General features: G+C 56.3%; 17 protein-coding genes. 1 reads left to right on the top strand and 16 read right to left on the bottom strand.

Going from position 1 to position 20,915, the window contains the following annotated elements; translation table 11 throughout:
• Positions 1-3: 3 nt before the first annotated feature.
• The 12 genes from flhA to ACR6JA_RS04310 form a co-directional block, all read right to left on the bottom strand.
• The gene (gene flhA / locus ACR6JA_RS04365) at positions 4-2,082 is read right to left on the bottom strand and encodes a flagellar biosynthesis protein FlhA (RefSeq protein WP_039304164.1); all 2,079 of its coding nucleotides are present in this window, start codon (positions 2,080-2,082) and stop codon (positions 4-6) included.
• A complete protein-coding gene (flhB, locus tag ACR6JA_RS04360) occupies positions 2,075-3,226 on the bottom strand; it encodes a flagellar biosynthesis protein FlhB (RefSeq protein WP_213716608.1) in 1,152 nt (383 codons plus the stop codon). Before flhB ends, flhA begins: the two co-directional genes overlap by 8 nt.
• A gap of 143 nt (positions 3,227-3,369) precedes the next feature.
• Entirely contained in the window at positions 3,370-4,020 is a 651-nt protein-coding gene (gene cheZ / locus ACR6JA_RS04355) for a protein phosphatase CheZ (protein WP_008453901.1), read from the bottom strand.
• Between the two features lie 10 nt (positions 4,021-4,030).
• Positions 4,031-4,420, bottom strand: coding sequence for a chemotaxis response regulator CheY (gene cheY / locus ACR6JA_RS04350; RefSeq protein ID WP_008453900.1), 390 nt, complete (start codon positions 4,418-4,420; stop codon positions 4,031-4,033).
• A gap of 19 nt (positions 4,421-4,439) precedes the next feature.
• Positions 4,440-5,489: a protein-glutamate methylesterase/protein-glutamine glutaminase gene (locus ACR6JA_RS04345; protein ID WP_039294605.1), complete on the bottom strand. Its 1,050-nt coding sequence runs from the start codon at positions 5,487-5,489 to the stop codon at positions 4,440-4,442.
• The gene (cheR, locus tag ACR6JA_RS04340) at positions 5,486-6,352 is read right to left on the bottom strand and encodes a protein-glutamate O-methyltransferase CheR (RefSeq protein ID WP_008453898.1); all 867 of its coding nucleotides are present in this window, start codon (positions 6,350-6,352) and stop codon (positions 5,486-5,488) included. The genes ACR6JA_RS04345 and cheR overlap by 4 nt, the downstream gene beginning before the upstream one ends.
• 19 nt (positions 6,353-6,371) lie before the next feature.
• The gene (locus tag ACR6JA_RS04335; protein ID WP_494492949.1) at positions 6,372-7,976 is read right to left on the bottom strand and encodes a methyl-accepting chemotaxis protein; all 1,605 of its coding nucleotides are present in this window, start codon (positions 7,974-7,976) and stop codon (positions 6,372-6,374) included.
• Between the two features lie 42 nt (positions 7,977-8,018).
• Entirely contained in the window at positions 8,019-9,686 is a 1,668-nt protein-coding gene (gene tar / locus ACR6JA_RS04330; protein ID WP_213716604.1) for a methyl-accepting chemotaxis protein II, read from the bottom strand.
• 125 nt (positions 9,687-9,811) lie between these two features.
• Complete coding sequence (locus ACR6JA_RS04325; RefSeq protein ID WP_494492948.1) at positions 9,812-10,768, bottom strand: Csu type fimbrial protein; 957 nt, start codon at positions 10,766-10,768, stop codon at positions 9,812-9,814.
• Positions 10,769-10,803: 35 nt separating this feature from the next.
• The gene (locus ACR6JA_RS04320) at positions 10,804-13,083 is read right to left on the bottom strand and encodes a fimbria/pilus outer membrane usher protein (RefSeq protein ID WP_494492947.1); all 2,280 of its coding nucleotides are present in this window, start codon (positions 13,081-13,083) and stop codon (positions 10,804-10,806) included.
• 55 nt (positions 13,084-13,138) lie between these two features.
• The gene (locus ACR6JA_RS04315; protein WP_494492946.1) at positions 13,139-13,858 is read right to left on the bottom strand and encodes a fimbrial biogenesis chaperone; all 720 of its coding nucleotides are present in this window, start codon (positions 13,856-13,858) and stop codon (positions 13,139-13,141) included.
• A 14-nt stretch (positions 13,859-13,872) separates the two neighbouring features.
• Complete coding sequence (locus ACR6JA_RS04310) at positions 13,873-14,403, bottom strand: Csu type fimbrial protein (protein WP_213716597.1); 531 nt, start codon at positions 14,401-14,403, stop codon at positions 13,873-13,875.
• Between the two features lie 657 nt (positions 14,404-15,060).
• On the opposite strand from ACR6JA_RS04310, the gene ACR6JA_RS04305 reads away from it, so the two are divergent.
• Entirely contained in the window at positions 15,061-16,326 is a 1,266-nt protein-coding gene (locus tag ACR6JA_RS04305; protein ID WP_213716595.1) for a dicarboxylate/amino acid:cation symporter, read from the top strand.
• A gap of 210 nt (positions 16,327-16,536) precedes the next feature.
• Here ACR6JA_RS04305 and cheW read toward each other — a convergent pair whose 3' ends face one another.
• Genes cheW through motA form a run of 4 tightly spaced genes read right to left on the bottom strand, consistent with a single transcriptional unit; the run spans position 16,537 to position 20,905 of the window.
• The gene (cheW, locus tag ACR6JA_RS04300) at positions 16,537-17,031 is read right to left on the bottom strand and encodes a chemotaxis protein CheW (protein WP_008453882.1); all 495 of its coding nucleotides are present in this window, start codon (positions 17,029-17,031) and stop codon (positions 16,537-16,539) included.
• Positions 17,032-17,059: 28 nt separating this feature from the next.
• Positions 17,060-19,078: a chemotaxis protein CheA gene (cheA, locus tag ACR6JA_RS04295; RefSeq protein WP_494493254.1), complete on the bottom strand. Its 2,019-nt coding sequence runs from the start codon at positions 19,076-19,078 to the stop codon at positions 17,060-17,062.
• A gap of 10 nt (positions 19,079-19,088) precedes the next feature.
• Positions 19,089-20,018, bottom strand: coding sequence for a flagellar motor protein MotB (gene motB / locus ACR6JA_RS04290; protein WP_008453876.1), 930 nt, complete (start codon positions 20,016-20,018; stop codon positions 19,089-19,091).
• Positions 20,015-20,905 carry a flagellar motor stator protein MotA gene (motA, locus tag ACR6JA_RS04285; RefSeq protein ID WP_008453872.1) on the bottom strand — a complete coding sequence of 297 codons (891 nt, stop codon included), beginning with the start codon at positions 20,903-20,905 and terminating at the stop codon, positions 20,015-20,017. Before motA ends, motB begins: the two co-directional genes overlap by 4 nt.
• Positions 20,906-20,915: the final 10 nt, after the last annotated feature.

Below are 20,915 nucleotides of genomic sequence, written 5' to 3'. Positions count from 1 at the left end.
TCTTTATTTCGCTCCGATAGTTGCCGTCATGCGGATATTGCGGTTGTCGGACAGCTCCAGGCTCGAGAGCACTACCAGCTGCGGCAGCGTTCTGCGTAAGAAGCGCGCCAGCAGCGGACGCAGGGCGTGATTCACCAACAGCACCGGTGGTGCACCCAGCATTTCCTGGCGCTGCAATGCATCCTGAGTCTGTTCCAGCAGGCGATCCGCCAGCCCCGGTTCAAGGCCGCCCCCGCCCTGCAGCGCCTGCAGCAGCAGACGCTCAAGAGACGCATCCAGGCCGATAACCTGCACTTCACCGGTGCCAGGGAACCATTGCTGGGTGATAGCCCTGCCCAGCGCCACGCGAACCACGGCGGTGAGCTCATGCGGATCGCTCTGAATAGGCGCATGCTCCGCCAGCGTTTCCAGAATGGTTCGCATATCGCGGATCGGCACTTTCTCTTCAAGCAGGTTTTGCAGCACTTTATGCAGCGTGGTCAGCGTCACCACCGCCGGGATAAGATCTTCCGTCAGCTTAGGCATTTCCTGCGTCACGCGGTCAAGCAGCTGCTGCGCTTCCTGGCGGCCAAACAGCTCTGGCGCAAACTGTCCGATAAGGTGGTTCAGGTGCGTTGCCACCACGGTACTCGCTTCAACCACGGTGAAGCCCTGAATTTGCGCCTGCTCTTTCAGCGCGCTCTCAATCCAGATGGCGGCCAGGCCAAAGGCCGGATCAATGGTCGCCTCGCCCGGTAACGTCCCTGCGGCGGTGCCGGGGTTAATCGCCAGCCAGCGGCCTGGGTAGGCATCCCCGCTGCCAATTTCTACGCCCTTCATCAAAATACGGTAGCGCGCAGGGGGCAGATCCATATTGTCGCGAATATGCACCACCGGCGGCAGAAACCCCATCTCCTGGGCGAATTTTTTACGAATACTGCGAATACGGCCCAGCAGCTCGCCGTCCTGCTGGAAATCCACCATCGGAATCAGGCGATAACCCACTTCCATGCCCAGCGGATCTTCCAGCTGCACGTCATTCCAGGTCGCTTCCACGGCCTGATTATTTTCCGGCATCTTCACTGGCTGAGGCGCTTCCGGCGCGGCCATCTGGCGGCCACGCATCCACCAGGCCAGGCCCAGCAGTGCGGCGGTAAACAGCAGGAACACAAAGTTCGGCATACCCGGCACCATCCCGAGCAGCCCCAGCACGCCAGCGGCCAACAGCATCACGCGCGGGTTGTTGAACAGCTGGGTCACCATCTGTTCACCGACATCCTGATCGGTCGCCACGCGGGTAACAATCACGCCCGCAGCGGTGGAAATCACCAGCGCCGGGATCTGGGCGACCAGGCCGTCACCGATGGTCAACAGCGTATAGCTCTGTGCCGCCGCCCCCATCGCCATATCGTGCTGGATAACCCCGACCATCAGGCCGCCCACCACGTTAATCACCATGATGATAAGCCCGGCCACGGCGTCGCCGCGCACGAACTTACTCGCCCCGTCCATTGAACCGTAAAAGTCAGCTTCCTGGGTCACTTCAGAACGGCGTTTTTTCGCTTCCTCTTCACCAATGATCCCGGCGTTCAGATCGGCATCGATAGCCATCTGTTTCCCCGGCATCCCGTCCAGCACAAAACGCGCCCCGACTTCGGCGATACGTCCCGCACCCTTGGTGATAACCATAAAGTTGATGATAACGAGGATGATAAACACCACGATACCGATGGCGAAGTTGCCACCCACCAGGAAGTGGCCAAAGGCTTCAACCACTTTACCCGCCGCCGCCGCACCGGTATGCCCTTCCAGCAGGATGATACGGGTAGAAGCCACGTTTAGCGCGAGGCGCAGCAAAGTGGTAAACAGCAGAATGGTCGGAAACGCCGCGAAGTCCAGCGTGCGCTGGGTGAACATCGCCACCAGCAGCACCATGATCGACAGCGCGATGTTAAAGGTAAACAGCAGGTCGAGGACAAACGGCGGCAGCGGCAGCACCATCATCGACAGAATCAGCAGGATCAGTACCGGTCCCGCAAGAATTTGCCATTGCCCAGATTTCATGTTGCCCGGCAGGCGCAACATCGCAGCCAGATTAGCCATCGGAGTCCTTCTCGTTTGCAAAGTCCAGCGCCTCAGGCACCGGCAGATTTTCAGGTTTCTTCGGAATTAAGCCGCCCGCCACGCGCCAGCGGCGCAGCTGCCAGACCCAGGCCAGCACTTCCGCCACGGCAGAATAAAGCTGGCCGGGGATCTGCTGCCCAATTTCCGCATGGCGGTACAACGCACGCGCCAGCGGGGGGGCTTCCAGCATCGGGATGCGGTTTTCATTACCAATTTCTTTAATGCGCTGAGCGATAAGCCCGGCACCTTTCGCCAGGACTTTAGGCGCGCTCATTTTGTTTTCGTCGTACTGCAGAGCCACCGCATAGTGGGTCGGGTTGGTCACGATAACGTCAGCTTTTGGCACATCGGCCATCATGCGGCGGCGCGCAATCGCTCTTTGCTGCTGGCGAATACGCCCTTTAATGTGCGGGTCGCCCTCATTCTGTTTGTACTCGTCACGAATATCCTGGCGAGTCATGCGTAACTTTTTAATGTGGCTGTAAATCTGGAAGAAGACGTCAAACCCCACCATCGGGATAAGGCCCAGAATCACCAGCAGGGCGCAAAGCGCCACCATGTTGAGCGCGCTGGCAAGGGCAGTAACCGGGGACTCACTCATCAGGCGCATCATCGCCGGCCAGTTGTGCCACAAATACCAGGCAGCCACGCAGCCCACCAGCACCGCTTTCAGCAGCGCCTTGAGTAACTCCGCTGCCGTCTGCATAGAAAACATTCGCTTAATGCCGGCAATCGGGTTGAGCTTGCCGAGATTAAACTTGATCGACTTGGCGCTAAAGTTCACGCCCCCCAGCAGCATCGGCGCGGCTATCGCGACAATAATCAGGCCGGAGATCAGCGGCAGCAGCGCCATCACGGCAAGCTTAATCAAATGGCTGATCTGATTCACAATCAGGCTGGGGTCGTTGATGATTTTGTGGTCGAAGTGCAGGCCATCAGACAGCATGGCGCCGAGCATCTTGCCCAGCGACGCCCCGCCCATCCAGATAATGCACAGCCCTACCAATAACATCAGCAGGGAAGTCAGTTCACGGGAACGCGGGATCTGCCCCTCTTCACGCGCCTTTTCAAGTCGGTGGGCCGTGGGGGCTTCTGTTTTTTCCTGATCGCTATCTTCAGACACCGCAACAATCTCGTGGCCGCATTTTCAAGGACAGCATGCCAGAGCACGGTTGGGCTAATAGAGGAATTACAAACGTTTTTGTACGTTTATTTTGACGTTAACGGGCGGCCTCCCCCACGCACGCGAGAGCGGCCGCCGCTATTTTAAAAGCCTAAGCTGTCCAGCAAATCATCAACCTGATCCTGACTTGCCACCACGCCGGCGGCGGAAGCATCAAGCTGCGGGCCGTTCAGCAAGCCTTCGTTCACGCGCTTGGCGCGAGCGTCCGGCTCCGGCATGTTTTCCAGCAGCACCATCAACAGCTGGCGTTCGATCTCCTGGATAACGTCCATCATGCGCTTGATAACCTGGCCGGTAAGGTCCTGGAAATCCTGCGCCATCATGATTTCCAGCAGTTGGGCGTTGGTGAAGCTGGTGTGCTCCGGGACGCCTGACAGGTAGCTGCGGGTGTCAGTCACCAGTTCGCGCGCATCTTTCAGCTCGATCGGATTTTCAAACCATGCGTCCCATCGGCCGCTCAGCGCTTTCGCCTCGCTTTCCAGCTGGTTCTGGTGAGGCTGAGACAGCTCCACGCAGTTCAGGGCGCGCTCGGCGGCCTGCGCGGTCATCTGCACGACATAGTCCAGGCGATCGCGGGCATCAGGAATAGCTTCAGCCGCTTCAGCAATAGCCTGGTCGAGCCCCAGCTCACGTAGGCTGTCGCGCAGCATGCGGGTCAGGCTGCCGATACGTGCAATGATATCGGTTGGTGAATGCTCGTGTATCTCTGTTGCCGGGTTTGTTGATGAGTGCATTTGCGCCTCCTTACATGCCGAGCTTTTCGAAAATTTTGCCCAGTTTCTCTTCCAGTGTTGCCGCAGTAAATGGCTTAACGACATAGCCGCTTGCCCCGGCCTGTGCGGCTGCAATGATGTTTTCTTTTTTGGCTTCTGCCGTAACCATCAGCACCGGCATCGCTGACATCGCGCCGTCGGCACGAATGGTTTTCAGCAGCTCCAGACCGTCCATGTTCGGCATGTTCCAGTCGGAAATCACAAAGCCGAAACCACCGGCCTGCAGTTTGTTCAGCGCGTCTACGCCGTCTTCCGCTTCTTCAACGTTATTAAAACCCAGCTCTTTAAGCAGGTTACGCACGATGCGGCGCATGGTTGAAAAGTCGTCTACGACCAGAAACTTGAGTTCTTTGTCCGCCATAAAATCCGGGCTCCTTCAGTTAAATACGTATTGCCTGTCCGGCACTAATTTTCGCCAGCATCTGCTGGCTAACCTGGCTTAAATCGACCACTTCGCTGACGCCACCGGAATTGATGGCCTCACGCGGCATGCCGAACACCACACAACTTGCTTCGTTTTGGGCGATGGTCCACGCCCCTGCCTGGTGCATCGCCAGCATCCCGGCGGCACCGTCATTACCCATCCCGGTGAGGATCACGCCCACGGCGTTACGCCCCGCGTGTTTCGCCACCGAATGGAACAGCACATCCACGGCCGGGCGATGCCGGTTCACGGGTGGGCCGTCATGTAATTTGATTTGATAGTTTGCGCCACTGCGCGCCAGCTCCATGTGCTTATCACCCGGGGCGATATAGGCATGACCCGGCAGTACGCGCTCGCCGTCCTCGGCCTCTTTAACGCTGATCTGGCACAGCTTATTCAGCCGCTCGGCGAACGAACGGGTGAAACCCGGCGGCATATGCTGGGTAATCAACAGCGCCGGGCTGGAAAGCGGCAGCGGCTGCAGCACATGGCGAATCGCTTCGGTGCCGCCGGTTGAAGCCCCAATGGCAATCAATTTTTCCGAGCTAAGCAGCGGCCCGGCCTTCAGCGTCGCAGGCACGGCGGCTGGCGCATGTGCGGCAATCTTAGCCCTGGCGGCGGTTCTCACCTTTTCAGCAATCATTTCGCTGTAGGCCAGCATCCCTTCGCGAATGCCCAACTGCGGCTTGGTCACGAAGTCGATAGCCCCCAGCTCCAGCGCGCGCAGCGTCACTTCCGACCCTTTGCCGGTCAGCGAAGACACCATCACCACCGGCATGGGCCGCAGGCGCATCAGCTTCTCCAGGAAGTCGAGGCCGTCCATTCGCGGCATTTCGACATCCAGCGTTAACACATCCGGATTGAACTTTTTAATCAGATCGCGCGCCACCAGTGGGTCCGGGGCGGTAGCAACCATTTCCATATCGCTATGACTGTTGATAATTTCCGTCATTATCTGCCGCATCAGCGCAGAGTCATCGACCGATAAGACACGTATTTTCGTCATGTTCTTTCCTTACTCAGGCCATAGACCGTCTGACCACGCAGCCAGAAGTCACGGCTGAGGTTACTGAAGTTCTCCGAATGCCCGGCAAACAACAGCCCGCCGGGTTTCAGCAGCGGAACAAAGCGCTGCAAAATCGCCTGCTGTGTAGGTTTATCGAAATAAATCATCACATTGCGGCAAAAAATGGCGTCAAATGGCCCCGGTACCGGTGCCTGCTTGTCCAGCAGGTTGATCGGCGCAAAATCAATATGATTCGACAGTTCACTGCGCACCCGGACCAGCCCCTCATGCGGCCCCGTGCCGCGCATGAAATAGCGCTGCATCTGTACCGGCGAAAGCGTTTTCAGCTCTTCCTGGCGATAAACGCCGCTCTGGGCTTTCTCCAGCACCTGGGTGTCGATATCGCTGGCAAAAACCTTCCAGCGTCCCGCGCCGCCCCCCAGCACATCCGCCAGGGTAATGGCGATGGAATAGGGCTCTTCGCCGGTCGAAGCCGCCGCGCTCCAGACTTTATAGTCCCCGCTGCGTTTGCGGGCGTGCTCCGCAAGGATAGGGAAATGGTGTCCTTCGCGAAAAAAAGCGGTCAGGTTAGTGGTCAGCGAGTTGATAAACGCCTGCCATTCGGCGCTGCTGGAGTTGGCTTCCAGCATGCCTAAGTAGCGGCCAAAATCATCCAGACCCAGCAGACGCAGGCGGCGAACCAGACGGTTATAAACCATGTCCCGTTTATGGTCGGCCAGCACGATACCCGCGCGCTGATAGATCAACTGGCATATCCGACGAAAATGCGCGTCGGACAGCGGCAGACGCTGTGTCATCTGTAGCATTAATGACTGTTGCCCGGTGGGCGTCGATGATGTCATAGCGCCTTCTTTATTCCCTTCAAGATGTTACCCATTCTCCGGTCGCGGCGAATTCACTGGCTGCGGACTCAGCGTCGGCACCGCTCAGGTGAAATACCGCCACCACGCCGGAAAGATATTCAGCCTGCCCCGCCAGCGCATCGGTGGCGCTGGCGGCTTCTTCAACCAGCGCGGCGTTTTGCTGCGTGACCTGATCCATCTGGCTGACCGCCTGAGCGACTTGCTCAATCCCACGGCGCTGCTCATCTGACGCCGAGGCAATTTCGCCCATAATGTCGTTCACCTGGGTGACCGAACGGACAATTTCAGCCATCGTTGTCGCCGCCGTATCGACCAGCTTCGATCCCTGCTGCACGCGGTCAACGGACTCTTCAATTAACACTTTGATCTCTTTGGCCGCCTGCGCACTGCGGCTGGCCAGGTTACGAACTTCCCCGGCAACCACCGCAAAACCACGCCCCTGTTCCCCGGCACGTGCCGCTTCTACCGCCGCGTTCAGCGCGAGGATATTGGTTTGGAACGCAATGCCGTCAATCACGCTGGTAATGTCGCTAATTTTCTGCGAACTGCCCGCGATATCGCGCATGGTGTTTGCCACGTTCGCTGCCTGCTGCCCGCCCTGCTTTGCGGTATCAGCCGCGCTGCGGGAAAGCTGTGCCGCCTGGCGAGCGTTATCGGCGTTCTGCCCGACTGTAGCCGTGAGCTGCTCCATACTGGCCGCAGTTTCTGCCAGGGAAGCCGCCTGCTGCTCGGTTCGAGCCGACAGGTCGCTGTTGCCTGCGGCAATCTCACCGATACCGGCGTGCATGGAGCGGGTGCCGCTGCGCACCTGGCTGACCGTCTCTTTTAACGCCGTCTGCATATTTTTCAGGCTGGCGAATATCTCCGAGATCTCATTGCGCCCGAAGACCGAAATTGGCTTCGCCAGGTCCCCGGCGGCAATGCTGTCAAAGTGGCTACGGACAATCGCCAACGGCTGCACAATCATCTTGCGCGACCAGGCCAGCGAGCCGAGCAACAGCACCACGGCGATGATCGTCACCACGGTGAAAATCACCGCGGAGATATGGTAGTTTTTCTGGCTGTCGCCGCTCGCGGTTTGCACAATCTGATTAATGCTCTGCTGCCAGGCATTGAAGTTCGCATCAAAAACGCCCTGCGATTTCTGTACCGGCGCGGTCATAAAGTCGGAAAGCTGGTTGTTCTCAAGCCACGTTGCCTGATGCTGGAGATCGTCTCTGAACGCCGTATAGCTCTCTTTTGTCGAGGCCAGCATTACCTCAGCCTCGCCCTCTTTCGGCGGGATCTCGAGGAACTGGTTAAACAGCATATCCGCCTGCTTCAGGCTGCTGCGGGCATCCGCCATCAGGCGTTTGATATCGTCCGGTGGATAGCTGAGTGCGGTCAGCGTACCCGCCCGGTTTAAAGCATTGCTGGCCTGCAGTAACGCGGCCCGGCTTTGGGTTAACGCATCGCGCTGCTGATTGCTAACCTCGACCCTTTTCAGGTTCTGGAAATCGTCACGAAAAGCCCAGAAAGACAACCCATTACTGCCAATCTGCAAAACGCCGCAGACAATCAAAATCAGGAAAAGCGTGGTCGAGATCCGGATACGGTTTAACATCAAAGCTTCCCTCTGCCGGCCAGCAGGCCGGTATTCATCTGATCAGAAAGTTTCCCAGTTATCGTCATCCCCGGCCCGGGCCGGAGTACGCGGGGCATGAACCACAGGGCTTTGCGCTACCGGCGCGGCCGCTGCAGGTTTTTTACTACCCGCATTCCCTTGCAAACGGAACGTCGCAACCGATTGAGTCAGGCGGCTGGCCTGCTCCTCCAGCGCGGCGGCCGCGGCAGCAGACTCTTCCACCAGCGAGGCGTTCTGCTGTGTCACTCTGTCCATCTCAGACACGGCCAGGGCGACCTGGTCGATGCCCCGGCTTTGCTCGTCAGAGGCGGAGGCGATTTCCCCCATGATGTCCGTGACCCGCGTCACCGCGTTCACGATGTCGCTCATGGTTTCCCCTGCGCTTTCCACCAGCACGGATCCCGTGTCCACGCGCGAAACGGAATCTTCAATCAGCAATTTAATTTCTTTTGCCGCCTGGGCGCTGCGGCTGGCTAAGTTACGTACTTCCCCGGCGACAACCGCGAAGCCGCGTCCTTGTTCACCCGCACGCGCGGCTTCTACCGCGGCATTCAGCGCCAGGATGTTGGTCTGGAAGGCAATCCCGTCAATCACGCTAATGATGTCGGCAATTTTCTTGGAGGAACCCGCGATGTCATGCATGGTTTTCACCACGCCATCGACAACCTTGCCGCCGCGCTGCGCGGTTTCGGACGCATTCAGCGCCAGCTGAGAGGCCTGACGTGCGTTTTCGGCGTTCTGCTTCACGGTGGCGGTGAGCTGCTCCATGCTGGCGGCAGTTTCTTCCAGGGACGCCGCCTGTTGCTCGGTGCGGGATGAAAGATCGTTATTGCCTGCGGCAATTTCGGTGGTGCCGCTGTAAATGGCATCCGACCCTTCGCGCACGCTGCTGACGGTGGTAATCAGTTCCTGCTGCATGTGCTGCACGCTGGAGGCAAGCTGGGTCAGCTCGTTTTTCCCTTCAACGTTAATTTTTTCCGTCAGGTTACCGGCCGCAATCTCGCGGATATGCCCAATCACCACGTTCAGCGGCTTAAGCAGAATCTGACGCATCCCGGCCCAGACCAGCAGAATGACTGCGGCCAGCGCCAGGGCTAAAATGCCAAGCTGCCAGATGGCGAAGGTGTAGCCGTCGCGGCTGTCGACGTACGAGGCTTCGTACATGCGATCGTTCAGCGCCAGGTAGCCGTCGTAGGCTTTTTCCAGCGCATTCTGCATACCCTGGGTCGACTGACCGAAATAGGCATCCATGTTGCCGCTTTCCAGGTAGCCAATCAGCTCCGCCAGCGCCTGATGGTAGGTCTGGTAATCACCGTCGATATCTTTCACCACGGTGTTCATTTCGGCTGAAATGGGCGCAACCTGTTTAAAGTTGTTGTAGTGCTGCTCGGCGCTGGCGAGGGATTTCTTCGCATTGTTCAGCAGATCGGTTTTGGCTGCGCTCTGGCTATTGGCCGGATCCATCATCATGCGCGCGGCAGAGCGGCTAAGGTTAATGCGCGTGTGCAACATCAGGATCCATGCCTGATTTAATTCGGCCTGCTGCACCCGCAGTTCGCGGGAGACTTTGAAGTTATCATTGTTGTTTTTTAACGAATTAAAGAACATTCCACCGGAAATGATTTGCAGCAGCGCGAACACCACCAGCACCATCATCAGCATGGTGACAACGCGAATACGCTTTAACATAGGACGCCCTTTTAACGACTTGTTCCCGAGGTTATCGGCACCGTCAGCGGGAACTTTACGTTAAGTCACAGGGAAATTAACCGGTTGCGCCATGGCAACCGGCTATCTGTCAGCAAGAGGAACGATCAATAGGTTACGGTAATGGTCACCGTGTCGGCATAGTTGTCTGGCGTGTAATTGGTGCTCGGAATAGTGACATAGACCTGGTATTGCTGCGCCCCCCCGTTACCGGTGCTGGAAGGCATGTTCTGCGACGTGTTGCCCCATACCGCCCCGGATGTTCCGGTGGCTTGTCTTAGCTGATAAGGCACCTGATCGGTATTACTTCCCGTGCCTGACAGTACCCCGGTGCCGCCCGTGTTGCCGTTCGATGGCGTCAGGCCCACGGTGTAAACCGTGCCGTTGGTACAGGCAATTCCGATGGTGTTATTCGACGCGACATTGCTTTGCATGGCCGCCACCGGCCCGAAGCTAACGTTATTGGCGTAGCTGACGTTGCACTGCTTGCCCACGGTCGCCACCACGTTGAAGGGAAAGTTTGCGACTACGCTGGTGCCGCAGTTGGAGGGAGGTGCCAGCAGGCCAGTATTCATTGTGACGGTGGTCATGCCGCTGGTGTAAGTATCCTGATACCCGCCTTGCGCGGCGGATATTTGCGGCAGCGTCATTTGGGCGTAGACCGTCAGGCTGCCGGTGACGGGCGTCAGGTTAAGTAAATTGAGCGGCACCATCGGGTAGGTCGTTCCCGACTGAAACTGGCTCCCCCACGCCCCCCCGCTTAACGTTCCCTGATAAAGCTCATAGGACAGCGTACTGGCAGGCGGCCCGGCAAAAGACATTTTGTGATTCCCTACCCCGGCCCCGTCAATATTAAAGCAGAGCGTCACCCCGGCCAGCAGATCGCCCAGTTGTTTGGAACAGCTGTAATCGAAGGTCATTGAAGTGTTGGGCGTGCCTGTCGCCAGCGGGTTGATGGTGCCAAAGTTAACGGTTTGCACGTTGCTCACCGAGCACACGACCGCATGGCTAATCCCGGGGGACAGCAAGAGCACCGCCAGCAGCAGTAATTGTTTTAATCTCATGCGGGTCACTCCTGTCTCAAAAGTCCACGCGTACGCTATCGGCACACAACCGGGCCAATAGTCGGCACGCTTTTCTGATTCTCTGGATAGTCGAACGCAGCCACACAAATACCGTTCTCTGTTGTCACCCGGAGCTGATTGTGCAGCTCAAGCGCATCGAAATAGGTCATGCCATCAAACCCGACAATCGAGTCCTGTCCGGTGCCTGACATTAATCTGACCGGGCTGCCTTCGGCGATGGCTTTGCCTTTAGCGTCAACCAGGCTTATCTGGGCGGCGCGAACCGGCTTGATATCAAAATGCACCAGCGTCCCGGAACGGTCGGCTGGGGTAGCGTTCAGACTGACGCTGCGGATCCGCATGTTGGCCGGCAGGTTCATCGGATCGATACTGATCAGGTTGTTCTGGTAGCTGTTGAGCGGCGTCACCAGTAACCGTCCGCTGCTGTCGCTGTTGCCCACCAGGTTATGCTGCAGCTTGACCGGTACATCGGGAATACCGTCCGTAGAAACCACGGCAAACCCGTTGTTGATCTCCCGGGCGGCAAACACGCCGCCGCCCATCATCACCAGCGACCCCGTCGCCCCCGCATAGCCGTAATTATTGTCTGGAATGCTGCGGAAGCCGGTATATACGCGGCCATAGCGCCCCTGGTAACCCACCTCACCCTGCCCGGTTTGCTGTGAACTTTGCTGGCTGGCGGCCACGTTCCAGCCGACCCCGCCCTCGGACGGTGGATTCTGGCTGGCATTGAGCTGGTAACCCATCTTGTCCCCGGTGCGCTGCACCGTCGCTCCGGCCGTCAGGCTATTGCTGGTACTGACGGTCAGCATCAGGTACACGCTGCGGTCGCGGGTATCATCAATATTCTGGTTAAAGCTGGCGCTTAAGGAGATGTTTTCCGTGATGGGTTTAAACCAGCTGGCGTTGGCGTAGCGAATAGCGCTTTGGTCAGGGTAGCGAAACTGCAGGTAACTCAGACTGAGATTCCCCCCCACGCCAAAGTTATACCCCACCACCGCGCTGCCGCTGAAGGCTGGCGGCGGGGCACCATAGCGTGTGGCAACATCGTGATAGTCGCCGGAGGTGGCCGTGGCGCTGGAGCTAAAGCTGAAGCGCCCGCCGGACCAGCGATAGCCGAGCCCATACAAATAGCCATTCTCCCCGGCATCCGAGCTTGCCGCCAGCGCGGTTGAGATCGTCCCGGACTGGCTCCAGGGGATCCAGTCGCTGCTGACGCCCCCGTTGACCAGGCTGTCGCTGGCCTCCATATGGCCCCCTGCGGTCAGGCTATTGCTGAAGCCCCGCCGCCAGGTGCCGCTGAGCGCGGGTTCGCTGGCGTAGTCGAAGGAGGAATAGCCGTAGTTTTTTCTGACCACGCCAAGCTCAAGGGACCAGTCCGTGAGTCCTTCCCTCAGCAGGAGCTGATCGTTATAAAAAGAGAAGTTCTGCACGCTGGTTCTGCCCAGGGCATCGGTCATCATCACCTGAGCATTCCCTGCGCCGGTGATGTTTGGCAGCGTATTCAACTGGAAACTGCCCGCCGGAACCTCGCCGTTATAGTATTTAACCCCGTTGACATACAGCTCAACGCTGGAGGGCAGCGTGGCCGACCCCAGAAACGCCGGCAGCGGGGTCGTGGGCATATAAGGGTTGAGGCCAAAATCCGTCCCGATTTTCACCCCGGCAATGCGGGTCTGGCGGGACCATGAAAGCGAACTGGTGAGCGTGTCACCGAGTGTAACCGCCAGCATTTTATCGGGAAAAGAGGAGCGCCAGCTGGTGTCCAGGCGGCTAAAAGACTGATTGCTATTCTGTTCCGTGCTGTAGCGGGTAAGCTGGGTCGAGCTCAGGACGCCTGCCGAATTAAACGCCCGGAACTCACTGAATGTGTTGAAATTGCTGTTCTTGCCGCTGTCGCCGTAGAGGTCGTAATTCAGCAACGCCCCAAGGGCATTGTCGGCCTTCGGCGAGGACATATCGGACTGGTTGAGCTGGGTGGTTTTCAGATCTAACAGGCTCAGCGGCGCGGTCAACGCCAGGGTTTGTTGCTGCACGTTATAGTCAACTTTGACCTGGGCAATGTCATTCAGGTAATACGGCGGCTGTGCTTTTTCCGGCAGGTGAAATCCCAACTGACGCAGGGCCATCGCGTCGCCGTAGAGTTTTCCCTGCGCGTAGCCAAGATGAACCAGACCCACGGCATTCCCGTTCACCGTCGTGTCCAGATATAAATCCACGCCTACAGGCTGAGCTGTATCATTGCTGGCCGCATTCTGAGGTAAGTCATTATTAGTATTTTGTGCTGCTGTCATGCCTGAGAAAAATAAACCATTAAGCAATACAATATTTACCAAAGAATATGGCCAGTCATAGATTTTGTTCTGTTTTTTGACCATTGATAGTGACTTCAACCTTTCCACTGTGATAAGCATCACTGGCAGACGAAGATATTATCCACCGCATAGTTGAACCGGGAAGAACATAACCTAACAGACCTGGCGTAATCGTTTTTCGCGCGCCATTAGCCTGAATAAATGTCATGGCAGAAAGCTGGGCGTGGCTGTTTCCCTGATTACTCACGTCGACAAATGTTTTGCCATCGGTTTGCACCAATGCCCATTTCAGTTTTGCGGTGTTTTCAGCCTGCCCCACAGGCTGCAAAAACACCGGGACGGAATAGCGCATAACATACTGAATAGTATTTTTCTGCACTTTGGCAGGCGGCAACTCATCAATAAACAAGCGATAGGCCTGTTCCACCTGATTGGTGGCAGGCGTCGTGCGGATCACGCGGACAAGCTGGCGCTCCCCGGCGGGCAGCGTCACGATGGGAGGGCTAATGACCAGCCCCTGAGAGGTTGACAGCCTGTCGGCATTGCCGCTTTGCTGCCAGTTAAAAACCCGTACCTGCGCGTTGAGCGGCGCAGTCCCTTCATTACTTAACCAGATACCGTCCGCATTTTGTGCGGCGCTCAACGTCAGGTTAACCGGCGATATCTGCAGGCCACCGGCTAGCGCATTTTGTCCCACGGCCATCGCCAGCAACAGGCATGCGCAGGCCGGGCGTCCGCCTAATTTCATTTTCATCCGTTGCCCTGAAATCAGTAGTTAACGTTGACGGTCACAGTATCCGCATAGCTGTCTGGCGTGTAGTTGGCGCTCGCCGCAGTGGCATAAACCGTATACGAGATAGCCAGCCCGGTGCCCAGGCCCGCCACGCCGTTACCCACCGTCGTTGTGGTGGCGGTGTTACCCCAAACTGGCCCAGTGGCCGAGGTTTGGTTCAGCTGATAAGGGACTTTGTCGGTGTTGGTGGCGGAGTTAAGCACGGACGACATTGCCCCTGAACCGGTGGTGGTTCCTCCGTTGGCCGCAGACGGCGCAAGCCCGATAAAATAGGGCGTTGCCTTGGAGCAGTTCACGGTGAACGTATTACTTTGCGAGGTGTTTACTGCGCTGGCGGCAACCGACCCGAGGTTAATATTCGAAGCTGCACCCGCCGTTACTGTACAGGACTTTGTAATAGTAATGAGGACCTGAAATGTACCGTTTGCCACCGCCGCATTAGCCGATGGAATAACCGCAAACGCAGTACAAGAGAGAATTAAGCGTGCTGCAGTGGCTGAATTCATATCCTTACCCTCATTCAAATGACTCAATCATACTTCGTGAATACACAACGAAGCGGCACGGGATGATTTAACGTTAGTCTATATTCCGCTTTAATAAAGAAGGCGGACGCCATAACTTGTCTTTTATATAATTCGTCATGAAGCCAAATGGCTGCCCATCAAATATCGTTCATGCTGCATAAAAAATCATTTTGCCCACAAACAACCCCAATCGTTCATTTATCAAGCAAGCAAAACGGTTTCTGGCCGCAACCTTTATGGGCCTGTCGGTAAGAAAAAAAATCAGTACGTTACGCCACCACTTAGTTGAAATTTAGTTTAGAGAATGGGAAATAACCAGACCACGTCAAAAAATTCATTCAGAAGGACAATTGACACATTATCATCAATTAAAACAAAACTTTAAACACAAACCACCTTGCAGCACTGCAAAGTGAAAAGAATATATCCGCCATTTTGTGACTATCATCACAAATAATGATTAAGTGCTGCTTAATTAACAATTAACAGAATTTATAAAAAAGAGTTGTATATCTGCGCAGTTTGATTCAATTTATGCTCCGCGCATTTACTGCCCGGAAACAATAATTATATAAGGGTCAGTAAGTTACAAAAAAACACACATTAACTACAGTCAACTACGGGGTTACTAAGTCAGTGGCAAGTTCAAACAAACTCACGCTATTCATCATTTTGTTCATGATAGCGGGGATCTTCACCGGTGCGGCCATCCACGAATACGCCGCCGCCGACGTCATCAAAGGCTACGCCGATAACATCACGCTGTTTACCGATATCTTCCTGCGTCTGATCAAGATGGTGATTGCGCCGTTGGTCTTCAGCACCCTAACGGTCGGCATCATGAAGCTCGGCGAAACCTCCACCATTGGCCGCGTAGGCGGTAAGGCGATGGTCTGGTTTATATCTTCTTCAGTGCTATCTATTCTGGTCGGCCTGTTTATTGTCACCCTGGAGCATCCGGGTGCGGGCATGAACCTGGAAGTGCCGGCCGAAGCCGTGCAGACCGGCCTGGCCGTCAGCGGAATGACGCTGAAAGCCTTTATTTCCCATACCATCCCAACCAGCATTGCCGGGGCGATGTCGGACAACGAGATCCTGCAGATTGTGGTGTTCTCGATGTTCTTTGGTATTGCCGGTGCGTCTTTGGGCGAGAAATTCAACGCCCCGTTGGTGAGCGCGCTGGACGTTGTCTCCCACATCATGCTGAAAGTGACCGGCTACGTGATGTATGTCGCGCCGCTGGCTATCTTCGCCGCCATCTCTTCGGTGATTGCCACCCAGGGTCTGGGCATTCTGCTCAACTACGCTTCGTTTATCGGCGGCTACTATGTGGCTATCGTACTCACCTGTATCGTGCTGATTAGCGTGGGTTACATGGTGCTGAAGCGTGATGTGTTCCGCCTGCTGGCGATGCTGAAAGATCCCGTTCTGGTGGCCTTTACCACCAGCAGCTCTGAAGCGGCCTATCCGAAAACGCTGGACCAACTGACCCGCTTTGGCTGTTCCCGCAACATCGCTTCGTTTGTGCTGCCGATCGGTTACTCCTTTAACCTGGTAGGGTCGATGGTCTACTGCTCCTTTGCATCCATGTTTATTGCCCAGGCTTATAACGTGCACCTCTCCTTCTCTGAGATTGCCGTGCTGATGCTGACGTTGATGCTGGCATCCAAAGGGATTGCCGGCGTGCCGCGCTCCGCGCTGGTTGTGCTGGCGGCAACAATTCCAAGCTTTAATATTCCGGTAGCGGGCATCCTGCTGTTGATGGGGATTGACCATTTCCTGGATATGGGCCGCTCGGCGATCAACGTGCTGGGCAACGGCGTGGCAACCGCGATGCTGTCTAAGAATGAAGGCATGCTGGAAGAAACCGGCACCGTGCCGGTGGAAGAAGTTAAGGCATAAAAAAAGGGCTACCCTCGGGTAGCCCTTATCGCAGGCCGGCGATGTCTGGCAAACGAAGCAATGTCAGATTCCACCAATAAATACACTGGAAAATCACTTTGTGATTTTCGGCTGATAACCACAAAGAGGGAAAAAACACGCTTTTTCCCTCTTTGTAAAACAATAAAAGGGCTACCCTCGGGTAGCCCTTCTTATTTTTAGCAAACCGGATTAAGCGACCGCAGAATCCAGCAGCTCCATCTCTTCGCTGTTCAGCAGCTTCTCAATGTTCACCAGAATCAGCATACGTTCACCCAGCGCGCCCAGGCCCGTCAGGTATTCAGTTGACAGAGTGACAGCGAACTCTGGCGCAGGACGAATCTGATCCGCCGTAAGCGACAGCACATCGGACACGCCGTCGACCACAATCCCGACCACGCGTTTTTCCAAGTTCAGCACGATAACCACGGTATTATCGTTATATTCCACGCCATCCTGTTCGAACTTCAGGCGCAGGTCGATAATCGGCACGATCACGCCGCGCAGGTTGGTGACGCCTTTAATAAAAGCAGGCGTGTTCGCGATGCGCGTCACCTGATCGTAACCGCGGATCTCCTGCACCTTCAGGATATCAATGCCGTACTCTTCAGCGCCGAGGGTGAACACCAGAAACTCCTGGCCTACGTTTTCCCCGGTCAGTTTTGTCACATTCGTTAGTGCAGTCATTTGCGTACCTATTCTTTTAAGCGGTTAATCAGGCGACGGTTAGCGCCAGACGTTGTTCACGGTTTAGCCCCTGCAGCGCAGAAACATCGACGATCAGCGCCACGCTGCCGTCACCCAAAATGGTGGCTGCAGAAATGCCCGGCACCTTGCGGTAGTTGCTTTCAAGGTTTTTCACCACCACCTGATGCTGACCAATCAGCTGGTCGACCAGCAGCGCGTAGCGGCGTCCGGCACTTTGCAGGATCACAACGATGCCCTGTGTGGCTTCGGTTTTTGCGCCCTGAACGTCAAAGACTTTCCACAGCTCAACCAGCGGCAGATATTCCCCACGCACTTCCAGTACGCGTTCGCCGCCCGCCAGCGGGTGAAGATCTTCTTCCTGCGGCTGCAGAGATTCCATCACCGCGTTCAGCGGCAGGATAAAGACTTCGTCGCTCACTTTAACCGACATGCCATCGAGGATAGCGAGCGTCAGCGGCAGCAGAATGCGAATGGTCGTCCCTGCTCCGGCTTTCGACTGGATTTCGACGTGGCCACCCATCTCCTGGATGTTACGTTTCACCACGTCCATGCCCACGCCACGGCCAGACACGTCGGTGACTTGCTCGGCGGTGGAGAAGCCCGGCGCGAAGATCAGCATCCCGACTTCGTCGTCGGTCATGCTTTCGCTGACCGGCATCCCCTGGGAAATCGCCTTCGCCAGAATACGCTCGCGGTTGAGTCCTGCCCCGTCGTCGGTCACTTCAATACAGATATTGCCGCCCTGATGTTCCGCAGACAGGATCAGGTTCCCGACTTCGGACTTCCCTGCCGCACGACGTTTTTCCGGCGACTCGATACCGTGGTCAAGGCTGTTACGTACCAGGTGCGTTAATGGGTCGATAATGCGTTCAATTAGGCTCTTATCCAGTTCGGTGGAGCTGCCCATCAGCGTCAGTTCCACCTGCTTGTTAAGCTTCCCGGCCAGATCGCGAACCAGCCGCGGGAAGCGGCTGAAGACGTATTCCATCGGCATCATGCGGATAGACATCACCGATTCCTGGAGGTCGCGCGCGTTACGCTGCAGCTGCCCCATGCTGGTGATCAAATCCCCGTGGTTGACCGGGTCGAGCTCGTTAGAACGCTGGGCCAGCATGGACTGGGTGATCACCAGTTCGCCAACCAGGTTAATCAGTTGGTCAACTTTCTCTACCGCCACGCGGATACTGGTAGATTCAGATGCGCGAGCGGCAGGTTTATCGCGCTCAACACGCCCTGTTGCAGGGGTCAGCGGCTCAGGCAGGCCCGCTTTTTGCACGGCGACAGCCGTTTGAGCAGGTGCTTCAGGCACCGCCACCGAAGTGGTTTCTGCCACCGCTGGCGCGCTGGCTGCGGTAACCGGCACAAAGCTGATTTGCTCCGGCTCAATCACGAAGCAAAGTACGGCCGTAATATCGTCTTCGCTGACGCTGGTTTCCAGCGTGGCCGTTACGGAAGCGGCGTCTTTGACCACTTCGCTCAGGGTGCCCAGGTTCCCCAGCTCTTCGAGCATCAGGTCACGTTCAGCTTCTTTCAGGCCGTCAATCACCACGCGCAGCTTGCCGCCGTTGTCGGCAGGCGCGGACGCAGGCTGTTCGGTTTCTACCACGGAGAGTTTGGCCGGCGCCGATGGTGCCTCGCCTTTGGCTTCCAGGGCCAGTTGACGCAGCGCTTTGCAGATGTAGTCGAAGCTTGCGGCATCCGGCTCTTCAGAATTTTTATAGGCGTCCAGCTGTTCCTGCATAATATCCTTGGTTTCCAAAAACAGGTTGATGATATCGGTGTTGAGCTGCATCTCACCGCGCCGCGCTTCGTCGAGCAGGTTCTCCATCAGGTGGGTCGTTTCCTGCAGGATGGAGAAGCCAAACGTGCCGGCCCCGCCCTTGATGGAGTGGGCCGCACGGAAAATAGCGTTCAACTGTTCAGAATCCGGCGCCTCGGGCACCAAATCCAGGAGATGCTGCTCCATATCGGCCAACAGCTCGTCGGCTTCGTCAAAAAATGTCTGGTAAAAATCGCTAATATCCATGCTCACGCTATCACCTCGTGCCTGGTTGTGGCGCAACTGTGTTATTCGCCGGAGCCGCCGTAGGATCTTGCTGCAGAACGCTGAGAGGCTGGTTCTCGCTCTCGGAGTTCTCATGCATGATGGCGTCTTCGGTCTGTTTATTAAGCACCAGCAAACTGATGCGACGGTTAATGGCGTCCCCGCCTCCACGTTTGGAGAGGCTCATCTGCGAGGACATCCCGATGACGCGCAGCACTTTGCCGTCGTCGAGGCCGCCGGCGACCAGCTCACGGCGGGAAGCATTCGCGCGGTCGGCGGAAAGCTCCCAGTTGCTGTAGCCGCGCTCGCCGTTGGCATAAGGCAGGTCATCGGTATGGCCGGATAGACTGATCTTGTTAGGAATACCGTTCAGCACTGGGGCGATTTTGCGCAAGATGTCGCGCATGTAAGGCTCCACTTCCGCACTGCCGTTTTTAAACATCGGGCGGTTCTGGCTGTCGATAATCTGAATACGCAACCCTTCCTGAACCAGGTCGATTTGCAGGTGTGGGCGTAGCGCACGCAGCTTAGGGTCAGACTCAATAAGCTGGTCCAGATCCCCTTTGATGCGCTTCAGGCGGTTGGCTTCCATGCGCTTACGCAGCTCTTCAATGTTGGGCTGTTTTTTCACTTCGCCCTGCTGCTGGGTGACGTCATCGCCCCCGCCCGGAATAGGACTTTCGCTGTCGGCGATACGCTGGCCCCCGGTAATGGCCTGCGCCAGCGGGGTGCGGAAGTAGTCAGCAATTTGCGCCAGCTCTTTCGGGCTGGAGATGGAAATCAGCCACATGACCAGGAAGAAAGCCATCATCGCGGTCATAAAGTCCGCGTAGGCAATTTTCCAGGAGCCGTGGGCCGCCCCGCCGTGTCCCTTGTGCTTGCGGCGCTTTACGACAACGATGGGATGGGCCTGATTCTTCATACTTCTTCTTCCGTCGCGCGCTGCGCGTTCGGGGAACGTACCGCTCTGACGTGCTCTTCCAGTTCAATGAACGATGGGCGCTCGCTGGAGTAAAGCGTTTTACGGCCAAATTCCACCGCGATTGGCGGGGCATAACCGTTGAGGCTGGAGAGTAAAGTGACCTTCACGCACTGCATCATTTTGGTGGTTTCAGCACTTTTTTGGCGCAGCACGCTCGCTAATGGGGAAATAAAACCATAGGCCAGTAAAATACCGAGGAAAGTACCCACCATAGCGTGCGCAATTAATGCGCCTAATTCCGCAGCGGGACGGTCGGCGGATGCCAGAGCGTGCACAACCCCCATTACCGCAGCAACGATACCGAAGGCCGGTAATGAATCCCCCATTAACGCAAGGCTGTTAGCCGGTATTTCCGCTTCGCTTTCATGGGTCTCGATTTCTTCATCCATCAGCGCTTCAATTTCGAATGTATTCATATTTCCGCTGATGATTAAACGCAAATAATCGACAATAAAATCAAGCATCATGGTGTCCGCTAAAATACGCGGGTAGCTGGCAAAAATTTCGCTTTCTTTAGGGTTTTCGATGTCTCTTTCGAGTGAAAACATACCCTGCTGACGCGACTTAGCCATCAGACGATAAAGCAATGCCATCAAATCCATATACATGCTTTTGGTATATTTTGAGCGTCGGAAGAGCAGCGGCAGCGCTTTTAAGGTGCCCTTAATCGCCTTGCCGTTATTCCCTACAATGAACGCCCCAATACCCGCCCCACCAATGATCACAAATTCAGCAGGTTGATAAAGTGCGCCAAGGTGGCCGCCGGTCAACATGTAACCGCCGAACACTGTCCCTAAAACAACCAGGTAACCTATTAAAATCAGCACGAGATCATCC

This window comes from Cedecea sp. B1(4) (assembly GCF_059414925.1).
Note: the sequence above shows the minus strand (reverse complement) of the source record. Positions and strands in the feature narration are given on the sequence as shown.

What these genes read in the sequence shown, in the direction of transcription:
- ACR6JA_RS04345 (WP_039294605.1), bottom strand. Translation starts at nt 5,489, where the DNA reads ATGACGAAAATACGTGTCTTATCGGTCGATGACTCTGCGCTGATGCGG.
- ACR6JA_RS04315 (WP_494492946.1), bottom strand. Translation starts at nt 13,858, where the DNA reads ATGAAAATGAAATTAGGCGGACGCCCGGCCTGCGCATGCCTGTTGCTG.
- ACR6JA_RS04335 (WP_494492949.1), bottom strand. Translation starts at nt 7,976, where the DNA reads ATGTTAAACCGTATCCGGATCTCGACCACGCTTTTCCTGATTTTGATT.
- cheA (WP_494493254.1), bottom strand. Translation starts at nt 19,078, where the DNA reads ATGGATATTAGCGATTTTTACCAGACATTTTTTGACGAAGCCGACGAG.
- ACR6JA_RS04310 (WP_213716597.1), bottom strand. Translation starts at nt 14,403, where the DNA reads ATGAATTCAGCCACTGCAGCACGCTTAATTCTCTCTTGTACTGCGTTT.
- tar (WP_213716604.1), bottom strand. Translation starts at nt 9,686, where the DNA reads ATGTTAAAGCGTATTCGCGTTGTCACCATGCTGATGATGGTGCTGGTG.
- cheY (WP_008453900.1), bottom strand. Translation starts at nt 4,420, where the DNA reads ATGGCGGACAAAGAACTCAAGTTTCTGGTCGTAGACGACTTTTCAACC.
- ACR6JA_RS04320 (WP_494492947.1), bottom strand. Translation starts at nt 13,083, where the DNA reads ATGACAGCAGCACAAAATACTAATAATGACTTACCTCAGAATGCGGCC.
- cheW (WP_008453882.1), bottom strand. Translation starts at nt 17,031, where the DNA reads ATGACTGCACTAACGAATGTGACAAAACTGACCGGGGAAAACGTAGGC.
- cheZ (WP_008453901.1), bottom strand. Translation starts at nt 4,020, where the DNA reads ATGCACTCATCAACAAACCCGGCAACAGAGATACACGAGCATTCACCA.
- motB (WP_008453876.1), bottom strand. Translation starts at nt 20,018, where the DNA reads ATGAAGAATCAGGCCCATCCCATCGTTGTCGTAAAGCGCCGCAAGCAC.
- flhA (WP_039304164.1), bottom strand. Translation starts at nt 2,082, where the DNA reads ATGGCTAATCTGGCTGCGATGTTGCGCCTGCCGGGCAACATGAAATCT.
- ACR6JA_RS04325 (WP_494492948.1), bottom strand. Translation starts at nt 10,768, where the DNA reads ATGAGATTAAAACAATTACTGCTGCTGGCGGTGCTCTTGCTGTCCCCC.
- cheR (WP_008453898.1), bottom strand. Translation starts at nt 6,352, where the DNA reads ATGACATCATCGACGCCCACCGGGCAACAGTCATTAATGCTACAGATG.